This is a genomic window from Bradyrhizobium sp. WSM2254 (assembly GCF_000472645.1).
GTDB lineage: Bacteria > Pseudomonadota > Alphaproteobacteria > Rhizobiales > Xanthobacteraceae > Bradyrhizobium > Bradyrhizobium niftali.
Window position 1 is genome coordinate 255765 of the sequence record NZ_KI421445.1, and the last position, 23304, is coordinate 279068.

20 protein-coding genes are annotated in these 23304 nt (G+C 65.9%); 3 read left to right on the top strand and 17 right to left on the bottom strand.

The annotated features are described in order from the left end of the window. Positions 1 to 34: 34 nt before the first annotated feature. Positions 35 to 946, top strand: coding sequence for a GntR family transcriptional regulator (locus tag A3M7_RS0140120; RefSeq protein ID WP_245284434.1), 912 nt, complete (start codon positions 35 to 37; stop codon positions 944 to 946). Positions 947 to 970: 24 nt separating this feature from the next. Further along, positions 971 to 2311 (top strand): aspartate aminotransferase family protein, encoded by a 1341-nt coding sequence (locus A3M7_RS0140125; protein ID WP_049823993.1) that lies wholly within the window; start codon positions 971 to 973, stop codon positions 2309 to 2311. A 15-nt stretch (positions 2312 to 2326) separates the two neighbouring features. On the opposite strand, the gene A3M7_RS0140130 is transcribed toward A3M7_RS0140125, so the two are convergent. From A3M7_RS0140130 to hydA, 13 genes are all read right to left on the bottom strand, one after another. After that, positions 2327 to 3310, bottom strand: a complete 984-nt coding sequence (locus tag A3M7_RS0140130) for an ABC transporter ATP-binding protein (RefSeq protein ID WP_027548941.1) — start codon at positions 3308 to 3310, stop codon at positions 2327 to 2329. Continuing rightward, complete coding sequence (locus tag A3M7_RS0140135; protein WP_027548942.1) at positions 3307 to 4296, bottom strand: ABC transporter ATP-binding protein; 990 nt, start codon at positions 4294 to 4296, stop codon at positions 3307 to 3309. The genes A3M7_RS0140130 and A3M7_RS0140135 overlap by 4 nt, the downstream gene beginning before the upstream one ends. A 19-nt stretch (positions 4297 to 4315) precedes the next feature. Then, a complete protein-coding gene (locus tag A3M7_RS0140140) occupies positions 4316 to 5239 on the bottom strand; it encodes an ABC transporter permease (RefSeq protein ID WP_027548943.1) in 924 nt (307 codons plus the stop codon). Then, positions 5236 to 6177, bottom strand: a complete 942-nt coding sequence (locus A3M7_RS0140145) for an ABC transporter permease (protein ID WP_027548944.1) — start codon at positions 6175 to 6177, stop codon at positions 5236 to 5238. Before A3M7_RS0140145 ends, A3M7_RS0140140 begins: the two co-directional genes overlap by 4 nt. Positions 6178 to 6194: 17 nt before the next feature. Next, positions 6195 to 7799: an ABC transporter substrate-binding protein gene (locus A3M7_RS0140150; RefSeq protein WP_027548945.1), complete on the bottom strand. Its 1605-nt coding sequence runs from the start codon at positions 7797 to 7799 to the stop codon at positions 6195 to 6197. Between the two features lie 142 nt (positions 7800 to 7941). Further along, a complete protein-coding gene (gene nikE / locus A3M7_RS0140155) occupies positions 7942 to 9612 on the bottom strand; it encodes an ABC transporter ATP-binding protein (RefSeq protein WP_027548946.1) in 1671 nt (556 codons plus the stop codon). Then, complete coding sequence (locus A3M7_RS0140160) at positions 9609 to 10457, bottom strand: ABC transporter permease (RefSeq protein WP_027548947.1); 849 nt, start codon at positions 10455 to 10457, stop codon at positions 9609 to 9611. The genes nikE and A3M7_RS0140160 overlap by 4 nt, the downstream gene beginning before the upstream one ends. Then, complete coding sequence (locus A3M7_RS0140165) at positions 10454 to 11488, bottom strand: ABC transporter permease (RefSeq protein WP_027548948.1); 1035 nt, start codon at positions 11486 to 11488, stop codon at positions 10454 to 10456. Before A3M7_RS0140165 ends, A3M7_RS0140160 begins: the two co-directional genes overlap by 4 nt. A gap of 28 nt (positions 11489 to 11516) precedes the next feature. Beyond that, entirely contained in the window at positions 11517 to 13136 is a 1620-nt protein-coding gene (locus tag A3M7_RS0140170) for an ABC transporter substrate-binding protein (protein ID WP_027548949.1), read from the bottom strand. A gap of 119 nt (positions 13137 to 13255) precedes the next feature. Beyond that, positions 13256 to 14692 carry an NAD(P)-binding domain-containing protein gene (locus tag A3M7_RS0140175; protein ID WP_027548950.1) on the bottom strand — a complete coding sequence of 479 codons (1437 nt, stop codon included), beginning with the start codon at positions 14690 to 14692 and terminating at the stop codon, positions 13256 to 13258. Beyond that, complete coding sequence (locus tag A3M7_RS0140180; protein WP_027548951.1) at positions 14689 to 15438, bottom strand: SDR family oxidoreductase; 750 nt, start codon at positions 15436 to 15438, stop codon at positions 14689 to 14691. The genes A3M7_RS0140175 and A3M7_RS0140180 overlap by 4 nt, the downstream gene beginning before the upstream one ends. 1 nt (position 15439) lies before the next feature. Beyond that, positions 15440 to 16414 (bottom strand): NAD(P)-dependent oxidoreductase, encoded by a 975-nt coding sequence (locus tag A3M7_RS0140185; protein WP_027548952.1) that lies wholly within the window; start codon positions 16412 to 16414, stop codon positions 15440 to 15442. A 16-nt stretch (positions 16415 to 16430) separates the two neighbouring features. Beyond that, entirely contained in the window at positions 16431 to 17900 is a 1470-nt protein-coding gene (hydA, locus tag A3M7_RS0140190; protein WP_027548953.1) for a dihydropyrimidinase, read from the bottom strand. Between the two features lie 56 nt (positions 17901 to 17956). On the opposite strand from hydA, the gene A3M7_RS0140195 reads away from it, so the two are divergent. After that, positions 17957 to 18619: an aspartate/glutamate racemase family protein gene (locus A3M7_RS0140195; RefSeq protein ID WP_027548954.1), complete on the top strand. Its 663-nt coding sequence runs from the start codon at positions 17957 to 17959 to the stop codon at positions 18617 to 18619. On the opposite strand, the gene A3M7_RS0140200 is transcribed toward A3M7_RS0140195, so the two are convergent. The 4 genes from A3M7_RS0140200 to A3M7_RS0140215 all read right to left on the bottom strand — a co-directional run bounded on the left by A3M7_RS0140200 (position 18616) and on the right by A3M7_RS0140215 (position 23300). Beyond that, entirely contained in the window at positions 18616 to 19284 is a 669-nt protein-coding gene (locus A3M7_RS0140200) for a flavin reductase family protein (RefSeq protein WP_198033908.1), read from the bottom strand. The genes A3M7_RS0140195 and A3M7_RS0140200 overlap by 4 nt on opposite strands. Positions 19285 to 19289: 5 nt before the next feature. Continuing rightward, positions 19290 to 20222 (bottom strand): N-carbamoyl-D-amino-acid hydrolase, encoded by a 933-nt coding sequence (locus A3M7_RS0140205; RefSeq protein ID WP_027548956.1) that lies wholly within the window; start codon positions 20220 to 20222, stop codon positions 19290 to 19292. 103 nt (positions 20223 to 20325) lie between these two features. Then, positions 20326 to 22008: a long-chain-fatty-acid--CoA ligase gene (locus A3M7_RS0140210; RefSeq protein ID WP_027548957.1), complete on the bottom strand. Its 1683-nt coding sequence runs from the start codon at positions 22006 to 22008 to the stop codon at positions 20326 to 20328. Next, a complete protein-coding gene (locus tag A3M7_RS0140215; protein ID WP_027548958.1) occupies positions 22005 to 23300 on the bottom strand; it encodes an aminotransferase class III-fold pyridoxal phosphate-dependent enzyme in 1296 nt (431 codons plus the stop codon). The genes A3M7_RS0140210 and A3M7_RS0140215 overlap by 4 nt, the downstream gene beginning before the upstream one ends. Positions 23301 to 23304: the final 4 nt, after the last annotated feature.

Consider the following 23304-nt stretch of genomic DNA (forward strand, 5'->3'; position numbering starts at 1 on the left):
CATGAAACAAAAATCTTCAGCCGCGAAATCGACCTTGGAAAAAGCGTCCCCAAGCCGTCTTCAGCGCGAACTGTCCGCCGGGATCATGAACCTGATCCGGAGCGAACAGCTCGCACCCGGAACACGTCTTGCCGAAGTTGCGCTGGCCGCGCGCCTCCAGGTCTCACGCACGCCGGTGCGCGCCGCGCTGAAGTTCCTGGCACGACGCAAGCTCGTCCACGCCGGCGCCAGCCGCGGCTATTTCGTCGCCGAGACCGCACCTGCCCCGCACAAGACGCCGCCGAAGCCAAGCCCCGACGATACCGACCGGTTGTTCCTCGCCATCGCGCGCGATCGCCGCGCCGGCCGGTTGCCCGATGAGGTTTCGGAACGCGACCTGATGCAGCGCTACGATGCGACGCGGCCGATCGTGCAGCGCGTCCTCACCAGGCTTGCCGAAGTTGCCGCGGTCCAGCGCAAGCCGGGACATGGCTGGCGCTTCCAGCCCACCCTCGCAGATTCACAGGCGCGCGATGAAAGCTATCGCTACCGTTTGCTGATCGAGCCTGCGGGCCTGCTCGAGCCGGGATTTCAGCTCGATCCGGCATGGGCTGCCGAGATGCGCCGCCGTCATCAGGAGATGCTGGCGATGCCGTGGAGCGACACGGTCAGCATCGCGCTCTACGAGATGAACGCGGCCTTTCACGAAGGCCTCGCCGCCGCGTCGGGCAACCGCTATCTGCTGGTCGCGGTTCAGCAGCAGAACCGGCTGCGGCGCTTCGGAAACTACGACTGGACCTTCGGCCATGAGCGCGTGATCGTGAACTGCCGCGAGCATCTCGCCATCCTCGACCAGCTCGAAGCCGGCCAGAACGAGGCCGCCGCCGCCCTGCTGCGCCGGCATCTCGAAGGCGCCGCCAAGCTCAAACGCAGCCCCGCCAATTCCGCTCCGTCAAAATCCTCCTGAACACGTACAAGAGTTGTCATGCCCATGAGCGCCTTCGCTTCCTCCAACAGCCCCCTCACCCGCGAGGCCATGGAGCCGTTCTGGCTGCCGATGACGCCGAACCGGCAGTTCAAGTCGAAGCCGCGCATCTTCGTCGGCGCCGAAGGCATGCACTACATCACCGACGACGGCAGGCGCATTCTCGACGGCATGGCGGGGCTGTGGTGCGTGAACGCGGGACACGGGCAGCGGCGCATCGTCGAGGCGATCCAGGCGCAGGCGGCGAAGCTCGATTTCGTCTCCTCGTTCCAGATGAGCCATCCGGCCGCCTTCGAGCTTGCCCGGCGCATCACCGAGATCGCGCCCGCGGGGCTCGACCATGTCTTCTTCACCAATTCGGGATCGGAATCGGTCGACACCGCGCTGAAGATCGCGCGCGGCTATCACCGCGCCCGCGGCGAGGCCAGCCGGATCCGCTTCATCTCGCGCGCCAAGGCCTATCACGGCATGGGCTGGGGCGGCCTGTCGGTGAGCGGCATCGTCCGCCACCGCAGGGATTTCGGCCCGCTGCTCCCTGAAGTCGACCACCTCCCGCACACGCATGATCCGGAGCACATGGCGCTCTCACGGGGCCAGCCGCAATGGGGCGCGCATCTTGCCGACGAGCTGACAAAGCTGCTGCAAGTGCACGATCCCTCGACCGTTGCCGCCGTCATCGTCGAGCCCGTGACCGGCTCCGGCGGCGTGCTGCCGCCGCCGGTCGGCTATCTCGAGCGGCTGCGCAAGATCTGCGACCAGCACGGCATCCTCCTGATCTTCGACGAGGTGATCACAGGGTTTGGACGCCTCGGCGCCGCATTCGGCGCCAACGCCTTCGGCGTGACGCCCGACCTCATCACCTGCGCCAAGGGCATGACCAACGCTGCCGTGCCGATGGGCGGCGTCATCGTCAGCGGCAAGGTCTACGACGCGCTCATGCAGGGGCCGGACAACGCGATCGAGCTGTTCCACGGCTACACCTATTCGGCCCATCCGCTCGCTTGCGCGGCGGGTCTTGCCGCGCTCGACGTGTACCAGGATCTCGACCTGTTCGGGCGGGCGCGCCGCCTCGCGCCGGTTCTGGAAAACCACGCGCACGGCTTGCGCGACCTTCCCCATGTCGTCGACATCCGCAACATCGGGCTGCTGGCCGCAATCGACTTGAAGCCGCGCGAGGGCGCACCGGGGGCGCGCGGCACCGAGTGCGCCAGCCGCTGCTATGAGGACGGCATCCTGATCCGCGGCAGCGGCGATACGCTCCTGGTCTCGCCGCCTTTGATCATCACTGAGGAGCAGATCAACGACATCTTCACCGCCATCCGCCGGGCCCTGACCGCCATCGGCTGACGCCGTTCCCGGGACTCATCCCGCCGGCAATGCATCCAAATGGCACGCCACCCATTGATCGCCTTCGGCGGCGCGGAGCTGCGGCTCTTCCGTGCGACAACGGTCGAACACGTACGGACAACGGGTGTGGAAGCGGCATCCGCTCGGCGGATTGATCGGGCTCGGCACGTCGCCGCCGAGAATGATCGGGTTGCGCTGGGCGCCCGGCTCGGGCAGCGGCACCGCGGAGAGCAACGCCTTGGTGTAGGGATGCCTTGGCGCGGCAAAGATCTCGCGGCGCGGCGCGACCTCGACGATCTTGCCGAGATACATCACCGCAACGCGATGGGTCATGTGCTCGACGATGGCGAGGTCGTGGCTGATGAACAGCAGCGCGAGGCCGAATTTCTGTTGGAGGTCCTGGAGCAGATTGACGATCTGCGCCTTGACCGAGACGTCGAGCGCGGAGACCGCCTCGTCGCAGACGATCAGCTCGGGCTCGGCCGCGAGCGCCCGCGCGATCCCGATGCGCTGGCGCTGGCCGCCGGAGAATTCGTGCGGCCGGCGGTTCAGCGCCTCGCGCGGCAGACGAACGGTGTCCATCAGCGCCGTGACGCGCACCTCGAGATCTTCCGCGGATTTGGCGAGGCCGAAATTGCGGATCGGCTCCGCGAGAATGTCGCGCACACGCATGCGCGGATTGAGGCTGGAGAACGGATCCTGGAACACGACCTGCACGCGCCGGCGCATCTGGCGCATCGTGCTCGGATGCGCGTCGTCGATGCGCTGGCCGTCGAGGATGACCTGGCCCGAAGTGATGTCGAACAGCCGCAGGATGGCGCGGCCGACCGTCGATTTGCCGCAGCCGGACTCGCCGACCAGCGACAGCGTCTCGCCGCGCGCAATCTCGAAGGACACGCCGTCGACCGCATAGACCCATTCGGACTTGCGCCCGAACAGACCCTTGCTGACCGGAAAATGCTTCTTGAGGTCGTTGACCTGGAGCAGAGGAGGACTCATGCCGCGACGGCTCCCTTGGCCGCATAGTGACAGGCGGCGACGTGGCGAGGCGCCTTCTCTTCGAGCCCCGGTGCATATTGGCGGCAGAGATCGGTCGCGAGCGCACAGCGCCCGGCGAAGACGCAGCCGGTGATGGGCTTGCGGAGATCCGGCACCTGACCGGGAATCTCGGCGAGCCGTCTCGCGGTGCCTGTCAGCGACGAGCCAAGCCGCGGCACGGCGCCGAGCAAACCTTGCGTATAGGGATGCCGCGGCGAGCGAAACAGCTCGGCGACCGGCGCCTCCTCGACCTTGCGGCCGGCATACATCACCATGACGCGTTCGGCGATCTCGGCGACGACGCCGAGATCGTGCGTGATGAGGATGATCGCAGCCCCGACCCGGCTCTTGAGATCGAGCATCAGCTTCAGGATCTGCGCCTGGATGGTCACGTCCAGCGCGGTGGTCGGCTCGTCCGCGATCAGAAGTTTTGGATTGCACGCCAGCGCAACCGCGATCATCACGCGCTGACGCATGCCGCCGGAAAGCTGGTGCGGATATTCGCGCACGCGCCGCTTCGGCTCGGGAATGCCGACCAGCGTCAGCATCTCGATCGCGTGCGCTTCGGCGGCCTGCTTGTCCAGGCCCTGGTGGATCATCAGCGTCTCGCGGATCTGGCGGCCGACGGTCAGGACCGGATTGAGGCTCGTCATCGGCTCCTGGAAGATCATCGAGATGTCGTTGCCGCGGATCGCGCGCATCTCGCGGTCGGACAGTTTGAGGAGGTCCCTGCCCGCGAAACGGATGGCCCCGGCAATCCTGCCCGGCGGCTCCGGGATCAGCCGCATCAGCGACATCGAGGTCACCGACTTGCCGCAGCCGGACTCGCCGACGATGGCGAGCGTCTCGCCTTCGTTGACATGGAAAGACACGCCGTCGACCGCGCGGTTGATTCCGCTGGGCGTCCGGAAGTGGGTCTGAAGGTTCTCGACTTCGAGCAACGCCATGGTGATCAGCCTCGATACATCAGAGGCTCTTGGCCATGCGCGGATCGAGCGCATCGCGAAGGCCGTCGCCGAGCAGATTCACGGCAAGCACGGTGACGGACAGGAAGGCCGCCGGAAAGAACACGATATAGGGCTTGACCTGCCAGAGCGCGCGGCCCTCGGCCATGATGTTGCCCCAGGACGGAATGGTGGGCGGCGTGCCGGCACCGATGAAGGACAGGATCGCCTCCGTGATCATGGCACTGGCGCAGATATAGGTCGCCTGGACCAGCATGGGCGCGAGCGTGTTGGGCAGGATATGACGCAGGATGATCATCGGCGTGCGCGTGCCGCACGCCACCGCCGCATCCACGTAGGGCTGCTCGCGCAGCGACAGCACCACGCTGCGTACGAGCCGCGAGACGCGCGGGATCTCGGCGATGGTGATGGCCAGAATGACGTTGCCGACGCTGCCGCGCGTCAAGGCCATCAGCGCGATCGCCAGCAGGATCGGCGGGATCGACATCAGGCCGTCCATGAAGCGCATCAGGATGCCGTCGGCCCAGCGGACGAAGCCGGAGACGATGCCGATCGCAAGGCCAATAGCGGACGCGCATATCGCAACGGACAGGCCGACCGTGAGCGAGACCCGCGCGCCGAACAGCACGCGCGAATAGATGTCGCGGCCGAGCACGTCGGTGCCGAACCAGTAGTCCGCCGACGGCGCACGCGTGCGCTTGGCGGGCGCGAGCGCGGTCGGATCGACCGTTCCGAGATAAGGTGCGAAGATCGCGATCAGGACCAGCATCAGCAGCAGCGCGCCGCCGATGGCGACCGTCGGATGACCGCGCAGAAAACCGATGAAGCCGCGACGGATCTTGACCGGCCGAAGGATCTCCGGCAGTTGCGGCGCGAGGACGAAGCCGGCCGGAAGCGATTGCGGATTGACGGTGGTGTCGGTCAATAGCGGATCCTCGGGTCAACGAGCGTATAGATGACGTCGATCATCAAATTGACGAGGACGTAGACGAAGCTGAACAGCAGCACGATGCCCTGGATGACGGGATAGTCGCGGCGCAGGATCGCGTCGATGGTGAGCCGGCCGAGGCCGGGAATCGCGAACACGCTTTCGGTGACGACCGCGCCGCCGATCAGGAGCGCGATGCCGATCCCGATCACGGTCACGATCGGCACCGCCGCGTTCTTCAGCGCGTGGACAAACAGGATGCCGCCCTGCCCGAGGCCCTTGGCCCGCGCGGTGCGGATATAGTCCTGCTGCAGCACTTCGAGCATGGTGGCGCGGGTGATGCGCGCGATCAGCGCGATGTAGACGCAGCCGAGCGCGACCGCCGGCAGAATCAAATTCTCCAGCCAGGGCCAGAAGCCCTGGGCAAGCGGCGTGTAGCCCTGCACCGGAAGCCATTCCAGTTCGAGCGCGAAGATGTAGGCAAGCATGTAGCCGACCACGAAGACGGGCAGCGAGAAGCCGAACACGGCAAAGCCCATGATGACGCGGTCGATCAGGCTGCCGGCTTTCCACGCCGCCACCACGCCGAGCGGCACCGCGACCACGATCGTGAGCAGCAGCGTGACGATCATCAGCGACAGCGTCGGTCCGAGACGCTGCCCGATCATCGTCGAGACCGGCAGATTGGTGAAGATCGAGGTGCCGAGATCGCCGTGCAGGATGCGCCAGACCCAGCTTCCGAACTGGATCAGGAACGGCCGGTCGAGACCGAGGCTCTGGCGGATGCGCTCCACATCCTCCGGGCTTGCCTGATCGCCCGCGATCACCACGGCCGGATCTCCCGGCGCGATGTAAAGCAGGCTGAACACGAACAGCGCGACGATTGCCATCACCGGCAAGGTCGCGACGATGCGACGGAGGATGTAGGAGAGCATCTGGCTTCAGTGCACGATCATGCGGACTTCGATACGCCCCAGAAGAACGGCAACGGCCCCTTTGTGATGCCGGAGACGTTCTTGCGCCACGCCGTGTAGCTCAGGAAGAAGCCGGTCGGCGCATAGACGACGTCATCCATCGCCGCCTTGTTGAGGCGGTTGATGGTGGCCTTTTCCTCGTCGAGGTTCTTGGCCTCGAACCAGGATGTGACCTCCTTTTCGGTGCCGGGGCTGGTGGGCCAGCCGAACCAGGCCTTGTCGCCATTGGCGCGAATGGCGGTGTACGGGGCCGGATTGATGCAGTCCGCACCCGCATGCCAGGTGTGGAACATGTTCCAGCCGCCCTGTCCCGGCGGCGTCTTCTGCGCACGACGGGAGCCGACTGTGCCCCAGTCGGTCGCGACGAAATCGACATTCATGCCGAGTTTCTTCAGGAGGTCGGCGGTCACATCGCCCATCGCCTTGGTGATCGGCTGGTCCTGCGCCACCAGACACGTCACCGGCTGGCCGGAATAGCCGCTCTCGGCGAGCAGCTTCTTGGCCGCGTCGAGATCGCGCTTGCCCTTCAGGATCTCACCGCCCACTTCCGTGTAGAGCGGCGTATCCGGCGTGAAGTAGCCCGGCAGCGGTTTCCAGAGCGCGGTGTCGTCGCCGACGATTGCGCGCATGTAGTCTTCCTGGCTCAGCGCCATCAGCACCGCGCGCCGCGCCCGCACGTCGTTGAAGGGCGGATACAGGAAGTTCATGCGGAACGAGCCGACATTGCCGAGCGGATCGCCGATATCGACGCTGATGTTCTTGTTCTTCTTCAGGACCGGCACGAGGTCCGCGATCGGGTTCTCCCACCAGTCGATCTCGCCATTCTGCAATGCCGCAGCAGCGGTGGCCGGATCCGGCATCACCACCCACTCGATGCGGTCGACCAGCATTTGCTTGCCGCCGGCGAGCCACGAGGCCTTTTCCTGACGCGGGGCGTAGTCGGCGAACTTCTCGAACACCGCTTTCGCGCCGGGCACCCATTCGCCCTTGGCGAACTTCATCGGCCCGGAGCCGACATAGTCGGTGATCTGCTTGAACGGATCGGTCTGCGCGATCCGCTCCGGCATGATGAAGGCGCACGGCGAGTTGTTCTTGCCGAGCGCATAGAGCAGCTTCGGGAAGGGCTGCTTGAGCACCAACTTGAAGGTGCGGTCATCGACGGCGGTCAACTCCTGCTGGAGCGCCTTGATCATGAGCCCCATCGGATCGCGCGCCGACCAGCGCACAAGGCTCGCGACGACGTCCTTGCTCAGCACCGGCTCGCCGTCATGGAATTTGAGCCCTGATCGGAGCTTGAACGTCCAGGTCATACCGTCGTCGGTGACTTCCTCGGACTCGACCATCTGACGTTGCGGCTGGAGCGATGAATCGACGCCGTAAAGCGTGTCCCAGACCATCGCCGCGGCGTTGCGTACGACATATTGCGTGCCCCAGATCGGGTCGAAATTGGCGAGATTGGCCTGCGGCACGAAGCGCAGGGTGCGCGCCGCTGCGCCCTGGGCGATCGCCGGGGCCGAAAGGCCACCCGTCAATGCCAGACCGCTCGCGCCAGCCAGTCCCTTCAATACGGTCCTGCGATCCATTAAGTCCTCCCAGTAATGCCGTGATGCCGGCCAATCATTGGCCAAGAGCAGGTGAAACCGAAGCCCATTGGCGTGCAAATGGTATGCCAGTAACCAGGCCTTCGCCAGCGGGATCTCACCGCCATTTTGGACGATCCTGGCCTCAAAGCGCCGCCGCCAGCGTCGGCCCGGTCTCGATATGGGGGATCGCCTCGACCAGCTTGCGCGTGTAGTCGGTCTTCGGATTGTCGAACAGCGCCCGGCTCTCGCCCTGCTCGACGATGCCGCCATTGCGCAGCACGATGGTGCGATCGCAGAGCATGCGCACCACGTTGAGATCGTGGCTGACGAACAGCAGCGCGATGTCGTTCTCGCGCCGCAAGCGGTCGAGCAGTTGCAGCACCACCGCCTGCACGGAGACGTCGAGCGCGGCGGTGGGCTCGTCCAGCACCAGAAGCCGGGGCCGGCAGGCGATGGCGCGCGCAATGCCGACGCGCGCCTTCTGACCGCCCGAGAGCTGGTGCGGAAAGCGCGGCAAGAGATCGAGCGGCAGTCCCACGCGCTCGGCGCATTCTTCGACCCGCGTGCGCAGCGCCTCGCCCACCCGCATGCCGCCGAGCCGCATCAGGGGATGGGCGATGCAGTCGAAGGCGGTGAAGCGCGGGTTGAGGCTCTCGTTAGGGTCCTGGAAGACCATTTGAATGTCTTTGCGCAAGGGCGAGCGGTGAAAATCACGCGACGCCACATGGCCGATCGACTGCCCGTCGAACACAATGTCGCCCTCGCTCGGATCGATCAGGCGGCAGATCATCCGCGACGTCGTGCTCTTGCCCGAGCCGGACTCGCCGACGAGGCCGACGCTCTCGCCGCCGGCCATCGTCATCGAGAAGTCGGCGACCGCCGCAGAACCCTGGTCGAAGCGTTTCGCAAGCTTGCGCACCTCCAGCAGCGGCGGCGTCCCGTGCGCGGGCTCCGGCCTGGGCTTGCTGACAAAGGTCGCCTGGCGCTCCCGCTCCTCCACCGTCACGAGGTCCTCGATCCGTGACGTCGCGGTCGGCGATGCCGCCACGAGGCGCCTGGTGTAGGCGTGCTGCGGCGTGGAGAAGAGCGTCCTGGGACCAGCCTCCTCGACGATGCGTCCACGCTCCATCACCGCGATGCGGCGGCAATAGCGGGCCGCGAGCCCGAGATCGTGCGTGATCAGGATCGTCGCCATGCCCCGCGCCGCGGCGATGTCGGCCAGCAGGTCCATCACCACCTTCTGCGTGGTGACGTCGAGGCCGGTGGTCGGCTCGTCGGCAATCAGCAGCGCGGGATTGCAGGAGATCGCGATCGCGATCATGACGCGCTGGCACATGCCGCCGGAGAGCTCGTGCGGATAGGCGTTCATTCGCGTCTCGGGGTCGCGGATCTGGACGGCGCGAAGCAGCTCCAGTGCCTCGGTGCGCGCGGCGTCCTTCGAGATCCGCTTGTGCGTGAGGATCGCGTCCGCGATCTGCAAGCCGATCGCCCGGATCGGGTTGAGCGCCGCCCGTGGGTTCTGGAAGATCATCGACATTGCGGCGCCCTGGAGCTGACGGAGATCGTCGCCCCGGAGTTTTGTCACGTCCTGCCCGCGAAACAGGATCTTGCCGCCGGTGACGCGCCCGGCCGCATCCAGCAGCCGCGTGGTCGCAAAACCGGTGACCGACTTGCCCGAGCCGCTCTCGCCGACGAGGCCGAGCATCTCGCCGGCCTTGACCGTGAGCGTCACGCCGCGCACGGCCTCGACCATGCCGCGCCGCGTCGAGAACGAGACGTGGAGATCGTCGATCCTGAGCAGTTCCTCGCTCATGTGCGCATGCGGGGATCGAGAATGTCCCGCATCCCGTCACCGAGCAGATTGAAGCACAGCACGGCGAGCATCAGCGCGAGGCCCGGGAAGGCCACCAGCCACCACCGCCCGGTCGAGATGAAGCGCGCGCCCTCCGCGACCATGATGCCCCATTCCGGCGTCGGCGGCTTGACGCCAAGGCCGATGAAGGACAGGCCGGCCGCATTCAGAATGGCCCAGCCGAGGTTGAGCGAGATCTGCACCGCCATCGCCGGCAGGATGTTCGGCAGCAGGAAGCGCAGCACCACCGAGAAATGGCTCTCGCCGCAGGCGCGCGCAGCTTCGACCCAGCCGACATTGCGCCGGACGTTGACCTCGGCCCGCGCGAAGCGGATGTAGAAGGGAAGATTGATGATCGCGGTCGCGATCACGATGTTCTCGATCCGGTTGCCGAGGGCCGCAACCATCGCCATCGCCAGCACGAACAGCGGAAAGGCCATCATGACGTCGACGAAGCGGCCGACGCCACGGTCGAGCCTGCCGCCGGCATAGCCGCAGAACGCACCGACGACGGCACCGATCGCGAAGGAGATGCCCACTGCCGAGACTGCTATGGCGAGATCGAGCCGCGCCGCGATGACGAGGCGGCTGAACACGTCGCGCCCGAGCTGGTCGGTGCCGGCAATGTGCGCCGCGCTCGGCGGCAGCAGCGCTTCCGAAACGTTGGAGGCCACGGGATCGTAAGGCACGATCCAGGGGCCGAAGATCGCAACCACGATGAACAGCAGAACGCCGGTCGCGGCGACGGCCGTGAGCGGATTGCCGCGCAGGATCCAGACCGAATGACGGAGAGTGGCGCTGGTCATTCGATCGATACCCTGGGATCGGCGATGCCGTAGCAGACATCGACGACCAGATTGACCAGCACGAACAGGCTGGCCATCAGCAGCACGAAGCCCTGCACCGGCGCATAGTCGGACGATAGCAACGCATCGAGCGCGTAGGAGGCAACGCCCGGCCAGGAGAACACCCTCTCCACCAGGACGTTGGCGCCCAGCATGGTCGAGAACACGATGCCGGCGATGGTGATGACGGGAAGGATCGCATTGCGCAGCGCGTAGGTGACGACGACCTTGCGCCAGGACAGCCCGACCGAGCGCGCGGTGCGCACGAAATCGCTGCCGAGCGACACCAGCATCGAGGCGCGCGTGATCCGTGCCAGCGGCGCGATGACGAACAGGGCCATGCTCACGGCCGGCAGGACCAGCTGCTTGCAGGCCGCCCACCAGCCCTCGAAATCGCCGGCCAGCAGGAAATCGATCGACAGAAAGCCGGTGCGCTGCGGCGGCAGCGAGGTGAAGACGTCGATCCGCCCGGTGGGATCAGGCGCAAGCCCGAGCAGATAATAGAAGACATAGATCAGCAGCAGGCCCGAGACGAAAGTCGGCACGCAGACGCCGAGCGCGCAGAACAGCCGCACGCCGTGATCGACGACCGATCCCGGCCGCAGCGCCGCGACGACGCCGAGCGGCACCGCCGCGATCAGCGCGATCAGGAGCGCGGTGAAGGTGAGCTCGAGCGAGGCCGGCAGCCGCTCGCGCAAATCCTTCAGCACCGGCTGCCCGGTCATCATGGAGCGGCCGAGATTGCCGTGGCCGATGTCGGAGAGATAGTACACGAGCTGCTCCGGCACCGGCCTGTTGAGCCCCATCTGCTTGCGGATCTGCTCGATCTCCTCCTTGCCGGCGTTGGGCCCGGAGGCGAAGAACACCGCGGGATCGCCGGGCAGGACACGCATCAGCAGAAAGGTGAAGACCAGCACGCCGAACAGCGCCGGCAGCGACGACAGAAGCCGCCTGCCCGCCCGCACCATCGTTGCGCCAAGTCCGGTCATCACCTTTCGGAGCCTCTCTCGTTTGCCGATCTCACTTGCGGCTGACGTCGCGATAATCCACCTGGCGATGGAACTCGTACGTATAGCCTTCGATCGACGACGCCATCACCGCGTCCTGGTTGGGCTGCCACAGCGGGATCTGCGGCATCTCGCTGAAGTGGATGGCGTTGAGCTTGCGGCCGTCCTCCTCGTACTTGGCCTTGTCCGGCTCGAAGCGGGCTTCCTGCGCGATCGCGGCGATCTCGGGATTGTTGATGGAGCTGTAATTCCAGCGCTGATTGCCGGTGTAGAAGTTGCGGTAGAAATAGTCGGTCGAGGGCAGCCAGGCGACGATACCCTCGGTGAAGAACGGCAGCTTCTTCTCGTTGATCTGCGTCGACATCTGCGCATCCGGCAGCTTCTGAATGTCGACCTTGATCCCGATCTTCGCAAGCGATTCCTTCACCAGCGAAGCCATCGGCTCGGCCGTCGAGGCCTGGCCGACATTGAAGCTGAACGTGGTGGCAAAACCTTCGGGAAGGCCGGCGGCCTTGAGATATTCGCGGGCCTTGTCGAGATCGGTCTTCACCGGCGCCTGGAACGGATAGATGCCGTTCGCCGGCTTGCCGTCCGCCCAGGTCGCGCCGAACAGCGGCGCGCCGCGGCCGAACAGCGCGGCCTTGAACATGTCGTCATAGGGCAGCGCAAAGGCGATGGCGCGGCGGACATTGACGTTGTCGAAGGGCGGGATCTGGTTGTTCATCGAGACGAAGGTGATCGCATTGTATTGCGGCGTGGAGATCACCTTGAGCTTGCCCTTGGCCTCGAGCGACTGCACGTCGCTGGCCTGGAGATCGACGACGATGTCGGCATCGCCGCGCTCGACCAGGTTGGCGCGGGTCGCCGGCTCCGGCACGGATTGCACGATCACGCGCTTGAAGAAGGCGGGCTTGTTGGCCGAGCCGCGGTTCCAGGCCTCGTCGCGCTTGAGGATGACCTGCTCGCCCGGCTTGAAAGTCTCGACCACATAGGCGCCGCTGCCGGCGGTGTGCTCCTTCAGCCAGGCGGTGGCCCAGGGATCATCCGCGGTCGCATGCTCTTTCGCCAACTTCGAGTTGATGATCATGGGGTAGACGGTCGCCAAGTTCGGCAGCGCGAGCTTGTCGGGCTTCGGCAGCGTCACCTCGATGGTCAGCGGATCGATCACCTTGAACTGATCGGCCGACGTCAAGGAGCCGGTCAGGAGCTGCGCCTTGCCGAGGATCGGCGCGGTGACGCAGCGATCGAGCGACCATTTCACGTCCTCGGCCGTCACGGGCGAGCCGTCCTGGAACTTGGCGTCCTTGCGCAGGCGGAAGGTGAGCTTCAGTCCATCGGGACTGACGTCGTAGGACTCGGCGAGCTCGCCGGTGATCTTGTCGAGATCGAACACCCATTTGCCGTTGAGCTGCTTGCGGCCGAACGCCACCAGCCGGTCATAGGTGCTCATGCTCAGCGCGAAGGACTCGCGCGTCGAGCCGGGGATGTTGGGATCAAGCGTGTTGACGGATGCGCCCGTCACATAGCGCAGCGTTTCCGCCCTGGTTTGGGCCTGCGAAGGTGCGTTCGTGATGAGCAGCAGCGCGACAGTGGCGAGCACGGAGGATGCCGGCCTGAAAGACACAAAACGCATTCGTTTTTCCCTGAATTTCGAAAGAGAACGCCAGCAAGGCAGGTCAAGAAACAAGCAAGTTGCGCGCCAGTCTCATGGTGCGCTCCTGGGGGCGCTTCGTCGCGGCGGCGCATGGATGATCATCGCGTTTCCCCCATTTTTCGTGCCGGCCGCGTGACCACGGCCTGCGGCACGTCATAGGCGCTGAGCGAGGCCCAGTGCCGCGCGATATCGGCGCGGAACAGGCCGCGCGTCAGGCCGTGGACCAGCTTCGGAACAGCGGTCGTCATCGCGTTGATCGACGATCCCGACGGGCCAAAACTCATGGTGGAGGCGATGGCGAAGAGATGGATGTCGGAGATCCACGGCGTCTCGCCGGCTACGCGCTCGGTGAAGGCGTAATCGTCGGCGAGATAGGGAAAGCGGCCGAGCCGTTGGTTGCGCTCGCCCTCCGGCGGCTGATAGCGGTCGGCCCAGGTCGCGATGTTGCCGGCGAAGGTGGAGAGCTCGCCGCGCCCGGCAAAGTTCATGTCGATCCCGGTGCCGCAGATGACGAAATCCGCCGCGATAGCGCCGCGCGGCGTCTGCAATTCGACGCCTTTGCCCGTCTCCCGGGCCGCCTCGACCGGCGCGCCCTCGTGCAATGTGAAATTGGCATGACGCGCGCAGCGATCATAGGTCGGCTGCGGAAAGCCTTCCCGCATTTCGAGGATGGTGCGCATGAAGCGCCAGCGCCAGGCATCGTCGAGATCGCTGAGATGGCGCAGGAAGCCGCGAAAGGTCAGCCAGCGATAGGGCTGGATCACCTGGATCTGCGCGCGGCGGCACAGCAGATGCACCTCGGCAGCGCCAGCCTCGAGCGCGGTCGCCGCGTTGTCGAAGGCGGATGCACCGGCGCCGATCACGACGACCCGCTTGCCGCGGAGCTTTTCGAAGTCGATGTCGTCGGCGACGGTCGCGACCGAGGTTGATGGCAGATGGCGGAGCGGCTCCGGGATCATCCAGTCGCCCATCCCCTCCTGCCCCGTCGCCAGCACGATCTTGCGCGCATAAAGCGTCTCGACACCGTCTGCCCGTTTCACGCGCGCGGTGAGCAAGCCGTCAGACGCAGGCGCGATCTCCAGGAGCTCGCAAGCGTTGCGCACCGGCAAGCCGACCGTGCGGCGCAGCCACAGCAGATACTCGGCCCAATGACCGCGTTCGATCAGGCCGAGCTCTTGCCAGCTCTGCTTGCCGAAGCGGGCCTCGTGCCAGGACTGGTAGGTCAGGCTGGGAATATCGAGGTCCGGGCCGGTGTAGTCCTTCGGGCTGCGCAGCGTCGGCATGCGGGCATAGGTGAGCCACGGGCCCTCCTTCCCCTCCGCGGCCTTGTCGAGCAGCAGGATATTGCTGACGCGGGAGCGCATGAGGCCGAAGCCGATGGCGATGCCGGATTGGCCGGCACCGATGATGAGCACGTCCAGCGCCGGCTTGCCATCAGGCCCGATCTTCGGTTCGAGCCATGCCGCGCCCGGATGCGCGATCATGGCGAGATCGGCGCGAATATCGGCTTCGAGCTCTGTCAGCGCGTCACTCATGCCGCGAGCCAGCCTCCGTCAACCACCATCACGGTGCCTGTCGTGAACGAGGACGCATCGCTGGCGAGATGCAGCGCCGTCTGCGCGATTTCCTCCGCCTGGCCGAACCGCTTCATGGCATGGCGGTTGCGGGAGGCTTCGCGCACCTCCTCCGCATTGGCGTGACGGGCAAAGCTGCGGCGAAGCATCGGCGTGTCGATCGCGCCCGGCGCAATCGCATTGACGCGGATGCCGTCGGTGGCGAAATCCACCGCCATCGTCCGCGTCAGACTGACGATCGCGCCCTTGGCGGCGACATAGGCGCTGTTACCCTTGCCGCCGGCAATGGCGAGTTGCGACGCCAGCGTGATGATCGAGCCGCTCTTCTGCCGCTGCATGTGAGGCACGGCGGCCCGCGCCCACAGCCAGGTGCCGCCGACATTGGTGCGGAACACCGCGTCCCAATCGTCCGGGCTCGTCGTCAGCACCGTGCCGCCGCAGGAGAAGCCGGCCGCCGTCATGAGGATATCGAGCCGTCCATGCCGCCCTACGACATCACCGACAACGCTCTCGGCGAAACCGGCATCACCGACGTCGCCGACATGCGTCGTTGCCTCGCGCACGAGGCTCAGCGTTTCCTGAAGACCTGCGGCATCGCGATCGACCAAAGCAAGTTGGGCGCCCTCCTCCGCAAACAGCTTCGCGCTGGCGCGGCCGATGCCGGAGCCTGCGCCGGTGATGATGGCTGTGCGCCCCTGCAGCCGCATGTCAGATCCCTTCCTTGTGCTGTATCCACCAGGCGCTCATCGCAGCGGCCGACTCCGCGCAGCCGGACCGCGCGTGCCAGCCGAACTCATCCGCCATCCGCTTGACCGACATCGGCGCGCGATCGGCGCCGTGCAGCCTGATGAACGTCTTCTCGCCCGGCGCCGCCAGCCGGCATTGCAGGCCGGGGTGCAGCGCCACAAAGGCCTCGCCCCATTGCAGGGCCGACCATGCCTCGCCGGTCGAGATGTTGTAGAGCCGGTGGCGCGGCCGCTCGGCTTCGATCAGCACCGCCACGGCTTCCGCCGCATCCGGAGCGTAGATCCAATCCTTGATCCCGGGTCCCGGCATGAGGGCCGGTTCGCCGCGAGCGAACTCGGCCAGAATCTGGAACTGGAGGCTTGGCGTGTCGCGTACCTTTCCGATCCGCTCCCACGGACCGAACACGGCGCTCAGACGGACGCTGAGGAAATCGCCGCCCCATAGCTCGGCCAGCCGTGCCACCGAGCGCTCCGAGGTGAACTTGCTGATCGCGTAGAACGAGACGGGATCGCACGGCGTCTCCTCGTCCAATACCGAATAGCGCTGTCCCGCCGCACCGTAGGCGGACGCGGACGAGAGGTTGACCACGCGTCGAACGCCACGACGGATCGCTGCGCTCAAGATCGGTATTTGAGCCATCACGTTGATCTCGAGGATGCTCGAGGTGGTGGACCGTTCGAGCTGGTCCCCGGCAGTTATGGCGGCCCCGAGAACGATCGTATCAAAGCCCTGCTTGACGAGCGCGTCGATCCTCTCGACGTCCGTGATCTCGCCCTGAACAACCGTGAGCCGGTCCCGGTGATCGACAAAGGATCGTTCCGCTCCCGGTGGCAATTGCTTGCGATCATACAGCGTCACGTCATGGCCGCGCGCGAGCAACACCTCCGCGAGATTGAGGCCGACAAAGCCGGTACCGCCGAAGATGACGATCTTCATCGGGAGCGATCCACCGTCACAGCAACTTCGCTCCAAAATTCCGTTCCGGATCCATATCGGCGACGAGCCGGCCGGTGGGCCTGGCCGCCTCACCGCCGCTGCGCGCGAGGAACTTGCCGCTGCCGGCGCTCGCCAGGCACTTATTGCCGTCGATGATCACGCGGCCGCGCGACAACACCGACACAGGCCACCCCTTCAGCTTGCGGCCTGCAAACGGCGTGTAGCCGGCGAGGTCGTGCATCATCTCGTCGGCGATCGTGGTCTCCCGGTTGGGATCCCAGATCGCGATATCGGCGTCTGCGCCAACCGCAATCGAGCCCTTGCGCGGATGCAGATTGTAGATCTTGGCGGGCGCCGTCGCCGTGAGCTCGACGAACTTTTCCAAGCCCAAGCGTCCCTTCGACACCATCGCGTCGAACAGCAGCGGCAAGCGCAGCTCCAGTCCCGGCAAGCCGTTGGCGACCTGCTTGAAGTTGGGATTGGGCCCTGCGCGCAGCTTGCCGGTTTCGTCAAAGCGATAGGGTGCGTGATCCGACGAGATGGTCTGGAGATCGCCGAGCGACAGCGCCTGCCACAGCGCCTCCTGGTCGGAATGCGTGCGCGGCGGCGGGCTGCACATCCATTTGGCGCCGTCCGCGCCGGGCTTGTCGAGATCGGCGGCGGTGAGGAACAGATATTGCGGACAGGTCTCGGCGAAGACCTTGAGCCCCTGCCCGCGCGAGTCGCGGATCACCTTGGCACCCTCGGCGGTGGAAACGTGGAAGATCATGATGGGCTGATCGATCAGCGCCGCCATCCCGATCAGCCGCGTGAACGCTTCCGCCTCCGACACGCGGGCGTGGCTGACGGCGTGGTATTTCGGCAGCGTGTAGCCGCGCGCGAGCAGGCGCTTCACCATCCAGGCGATGATGCCGTGGTTCTCGGCGTGCGCGCACAGCATCGCGCCAGACTGCCGCGCGGCGAGGAGGATGTCGAGCAGCGGCTCGTCGTCGACCTTGAGCCGGTCGTAGGTCATGAAGATCTTGATCGAGGCATGCCCCTGCTTCACCAGTGCCGGGATGTGCTCCTCGACCGTCTCCCTGGTCGCGTCCGCAATGATCATGTGGAACGCGTAGTCGATCACAGCGCCCTTCTTCGCCAGCGCGTGATAGTCCTCCACCACCTGCGGCAGCTTCATGCCGACATGCTGGGCGGCGAACGGGATCACCGTGGTGGTGCCGCCGAACGCGGCGGAGACGGTCGCACTCTCGAACGTATCGGCATTCATGATGCCCGCCGCGGACAATTGCTCGATATGGGCGTGGCTGTCGACGCCGCCGGGCAGCACCAGTTTGCCGCGCGCGTCGATCTCGCGCTTGGCGGGCGGAAGGCCGCGGCCCACGGCTGCGATCGTCTCGCCGGAGATGGCGACGTCGGCCTCGAACACGTCCGTCGTGGTCGCGACGCGGCCGCCGCGAATGATCAGGTCGTAGGTGGGTTCAGTCATGAGGCACTCCGTGATAGGCTTGAGGCATGTGATCGCAATTTCGTAGAAAGACCAGCATGCCCCGGCCACGCATTCTCGTTATCAATCCGAACTCCAATCCCGTGGTGACGCAAGGGCTGGAGGATGCCTTGAAGCCGCTCGGTTTCGCGAGCGGGCCGGAACTGGTCTGCCAGAGCCTGGCGGAGGGTCCCTTCGGCATTGAAAGCCAGGCCGACGTTGACAGCGTCGCGATGCCGCTGCGCCGGCTGGTGGAAAGCGACAACAGCTCGGCTGCGTTCGTCATCGCCTGTTACAGCGATCCCGGTCTTCAGGTCTGCCGCGAGGGCACCGACCGGCCGGTGTTCGGCATCGCCGAGTGCGGCGTGCTGACGGCGCTGGCGCGCGCCGAGACGTTTGGCGTCATCGCCATTGCCCAGCGCTCGATCCCCCGACACATGCGCTATCTCAGGCAGATGGGACTGACCGACCGTCTCGCCGGCGAACGGCCGCTCAACATGAGCGTTGCGGAAACCGCCTCGGGCGAAGGCACTTTGGCGAAGATGATCGATATCGGCCGCGCACTGCGCGACGAGGACGGCGCCCGCGCCATCGTGATGGGCTGCGCCGGCATGGCCCGCCACCGCCGCCCGTTGGAAGACGCGCTTCGTATTCCCGTGATCGACCCGACACAGGCGGCCGTCACCATGGCACTGGGTACCGTGCGGTTCTCGGCTCACTAGGCGTCCTTCAGCTCTTTGGCGTCCTGCCGCGCGAGCCATTGCGCGTGGCTCTCGCGCATCAGCGCAAACGTGTCCCGCTGTGTCGTGTAGAGATTGCCGAACATGCGCCCGATCGGCCGGTAGGCGTCGAGATCGACATACATGTTGGCCTCGTCGACGAGGCCCTCGCGGGCATGAATCCTGAGCACCTCCCCGACCAGCAGTTCGCGATCGGGCGAGAAGGTCAGCACGACGTGGCGCCGGCACTCCAGCGCAAAGGGTGCCGCGGCAAGGCGCGGCACCTTCACATCGATGGAGGGCAGCGTGGCAAGCCCGGTCGCGGCGACCTCGCTGTCTCCGGAGGGAAAATCGACCGCGCAGTCGTTCATTGCCCCCGACAGTCCCTCGTCCACCATGTGAACCACGAACTCGCCGTCGCGATGGATGTTGCGGGTCGTGTCCTTCGGGCTGTGATCCGCCTTGTGCTGAAGCCCCAGCACGATCAGCGCGGGGCTCTCGGAGAAGACGTTGAAGAAGCTGAACGGCGCGGCATTGACCGCCCCGTTCTCGTCCAGCGTCGTCACCAGCGCGATCGGCCGCGGAACCACCACGCCGCAGAGCAGCTTGTAGCGGTCGCGCGGATCGAGCTCGCGCAGGGGAATGCCCGATGAGTCCTTGCCTGCCATCGGCGTCACTTCTCCGGCGGCGGCACCGCGCCGGTTTGGCTGGTGATCAGGCCGTAATGCTCGATACGGCGATGCCGGGCAAAATCGAAGATCGTGGTCTTGCCGAAAATGGTGGCATCGAGATCGCACGCGTGAACCAGAACCTCGTCGTCCTCCGTCCTGGCCTCCGCGACGATCTCGCCATTGGGATCGACGATCAGGCTGCCGCCGAACAGCGGGTGGCCATCCTCATTGCCGGCCTTGCCGACCGCGACCACCCAGGTTGAATTCTGATAGGCGCCGGCCTGCACCGAGAGGCGATTGTGAAACAGGCGCTTCTCGACGCCCTCCTCGCTCTTCTCCGCATTCACGGACGGTGTGTTGTAGCCGATCAGCACCATCTCGACGCCCTGCAAGCCCATGACGCGATAGGTCTCGGGCCAACGCCGGTCGTTGCAGATGGCCATGCCGATGATGCCGCCCAGCTCGCGCCAGACCTTGAAGCCGAGATCGCCCGGCTCGAAATAGCGCTTCTCCAGGTGCTGGTGGGAGCGCTTGGTGTCGTATTCCACGTGGCCCGGCAGATGGACCTTGCGATATTTGCCGACGATCTTGCCAGACTTGTCGGTGAGAACAGCGGTGTTGAAGTGATGGCCGTCGGGCGTCAGCTCCGCATAGCCGAAATTCATCGCCATCTGATGCTGCGCAGCGCGCTCGAACAGCGGCTTCGTCGCCGCACTCGGCATCTCGCGCTCGAACCAGTTGTCGAACTCGGCGCGGTCCTCCACGTACCAGCGCGGAAAGAATGTCGTCAGCGCCAGTTCCGGATAGACGATCAGGTCGGCCCCCTTCGCCTTGGCTTCGTCCATCAGCGCGATCATGCGCTTGACCACGACCTCGCGGCTGTCGGCTTTCTGAATCGGGCCCATCTGGGCGGCGGCAACATTGACGATACGCATCAGCGATTTCCTGGTGATCTCTTGGGCGAAGCCGCAGCTTCGATGATTGTCCGACGCGCGCAGCATAACGCAGCCTCGCACCGAATTTCCAGCCGGGCACACCTCATGCGGTCCGCCCCCATTCGGCGTCCTGCAAAAGCCGCCAGTTGATCTTGTTGCTCGCGGTGCGCGGCAGGGAATCGACAAAGACCACGGCGCGCGGCGCCTTGTAGCTCGCCATGGCACCACGCGCCCAGCCAACGATGTCGTCCGCCGATGTCGTCGCGCGCATCGCCTCGTCCAGCACCACCAGGGCCTTGACGGTCTCGCCGCTATAATCGTCCGGCGCCGAGACGATGCAGCACTCCCGGATGGCGCGGTTCTGGTACATGGCCGCCTCCACCTCGGCCGGCCACACCTTGAAGCCGCTGACATTGATCATCCGCTTCAGGCGGTCCACGGCGAAGAAATAGCCGTCGGTATCGCGATAACCGAGATCGCCCGTGCGCAGGAACCGTTTGCCGGCGAGTTCGATGAACGCCTCAGCGTCGGCCTGCGGGCGGTTCCAGTAGCCTTGCAGCACCTGCGGCCCGTGCACGACGATCTCACCGACCACGCTGTCGTCCAGCTCGATCAGTCTCTCGGGATCGACGATCCGCGCGTCGGTCTCCTGCACGGCGATGCCGAGGCATTGCCGCTTCGGCGCGGTCATCGGGTTGAGATGGGTCGGCGACATGGTCTCGGTCATGCCGTAGCCCTCGACGAAATCGAGGCCGAAGCGTCCCTTCAGCCGCTCGGCCACCGCCGCCGGCATCGCAGCGCCGCCGCCTGTCAGCACCTTCAGCTTCGCAAAACACCGGTCGCGGAACCGGGCGCTTGCGAGGACGTCGACGATCATGGTCGGGGCTGCGTTCCAGAACGTCACGCCATAGGTCTCGAACAGATCGGGCAGCAGATCCTTGTCCCACCGCGCCATCAGCAGCAGCGTGGCGCCCGTCACCATCGCCGCATTCATCGAGCCCTGCATACCCGCGACGTGGAACAGCGGCATGAAGCCGGTCATCACGTCGCCGCGACCGAGCCTATACCAGCGCGCCTGCAGCACGGCCGTGAAGAGCACGCTGCGATGGCTGTGCATGCAGGCCTTGGGCTTGCCCGTCGTGCCCGACGTATAGGGCAGGATCATCAGATCGTCCGGCCCCGCGGTCATTGCACCGGGACGCAGGCCTTGCGCGATTGCGGACGACCAGGAATGCCAACCCGGCGACGACGGCACCTCCGCCGGCGCTTCGGTCACGCAGGACGGCAGCGTATAGGGGGTCGCGACCGGAACTTCGTCGCGATACTGCGCGACGATCGCATGGGTGATGGCGTTACCCACCAGCGGCGCAAACACATCGCTCAGCTCGCTGCCCAGGATCGCGACCCTGGCGCCGCTGTCTTCGGCGAGATACGCGATCTCGGCGGTCTTGTTCATGGGACTGACGGGCACGATCACGGCGTCCGCCCGCATCACCGCGTAGTAGGCCATGACATATTGCGGCGAATTCTGAAGCGCGATCATGACGCGGTCGCCGCGCTTCACGCCGCAAGCACCTTGCAGGAAGCCGGCCAAGGCATCGACGCGCGCGCGCAGCTCGGCGTAACTCAGGCTCGCGCCGTAGAATACCGTCGCCGAATGGGACGGCCGGTCATTCGCCGCGCGTGCCAGTGCGTCGTAAAGCGTCCCTTCCGGCATCACGAGATGCCAGGGCTCATCCGCCGGCCAGGCCGGCGAGCGATGGGGAGTTGCGTGGTCCGCGCTCACCCGTGCTCCTCGTCGGCAATATCGAGGCCGTGGTCGAGCGCATCGAGCAGCAGCGTAGCCTCGCGCTCGGAGATGACCAGCGGCGGCGCCAGGAACAGTGAGGTCTGCTCGCCGCTGGTGCCGATCACCGCGCCGGCCTCCAGCGCTCGCTCCGCGACACGCGAGGCGATCGGCACCTCGGTGGTGTCGGCATGCCAAGTGCGCCAGTCCGGACCGTGCAGCTCGACCGTCCAATGCAGCCCCTGCCCCGCCACGCGCTGCACGCTCGGATGCTTCTGCGCGATCGCGAGCAGGCGGCGGGCGAACAGCTTTTCGAGGCTCGCTACGCGATCCAAAATCCTGTCGTCGCTGACGACCTTCAGATAGGCGCTGACGGCGGCCATGCTGATGGGATGGCCGCGCAGCGTGCCGTAATTCTGCCAGCTCGTGCCCTTGAGCCGCTCGACGACATCTTTCGACACCACGACCGCGGCCACCGCTGCCGCGCCGCCGCCGAGCGACTTCCCGAGCGTGACGATGTCGGGGCGGCTTTCGGCACCCTGAAATGCGAACCAGCGTCCCGCGCGCCCTGCCCCGGTCACGACCTCGTCCGCAATCCAGTACGAGCCCGCCTGCCGCGCGCAGCGCGCCACCTCGTCCTGATAGTCGCCGTCGTAATAGATGCCGCCTTGGGTGTAGTCGATGATCGTCGCCGCGGTGTCGGAGAGCAGGCGCGGGGCATCCGACAGATATTCGCTCGGCGGCGTATTGTTGGCCGGTGCGCCGTAGATCGCGCCATCCGGCGCCGGCAAAATCCGTACCGGCGCCATCGGTGCCGGCAGCTGCGAGCCGCCTGAGTGCACCGCGAGCCCGCCATGCCATTGCGGCTGCACGGTCATGCTGCGCGACAGGCCGGTGATGCCGTGATAGGCGCGCTCGCGCGTCGCCAATGCCGAACGCTGCGTCAGCGCCTGGCAGAGCGAGAGCGCCATGTCGTTAGCCTCGCTGCCGCTGATGCAGAAGCGGACAGCGCCGACCCAATCCTCTTCACCCCTGAACGCAGTGGTCATCAGGTCGTCGGCGGCCTGCTCGCGGCCGACCCAGGTCCAGCCTTCGTTCACGACCGGCGTATCGGCTGCACGGCGGATCGCCTCCACCATCGCGGGATGACGATGCCCGAGACCGCCGCCGGTGTTGCTGCCGTCGATGAGCTTGCGACCGTCCGCGAGGTGAAAGTAGACGCCCTCGCCGCCGACCACGGCCATCGGCGCGCTGTCGCCCGCATTCAGCCCGGTTCGCAACAATCTGCTCATCGCA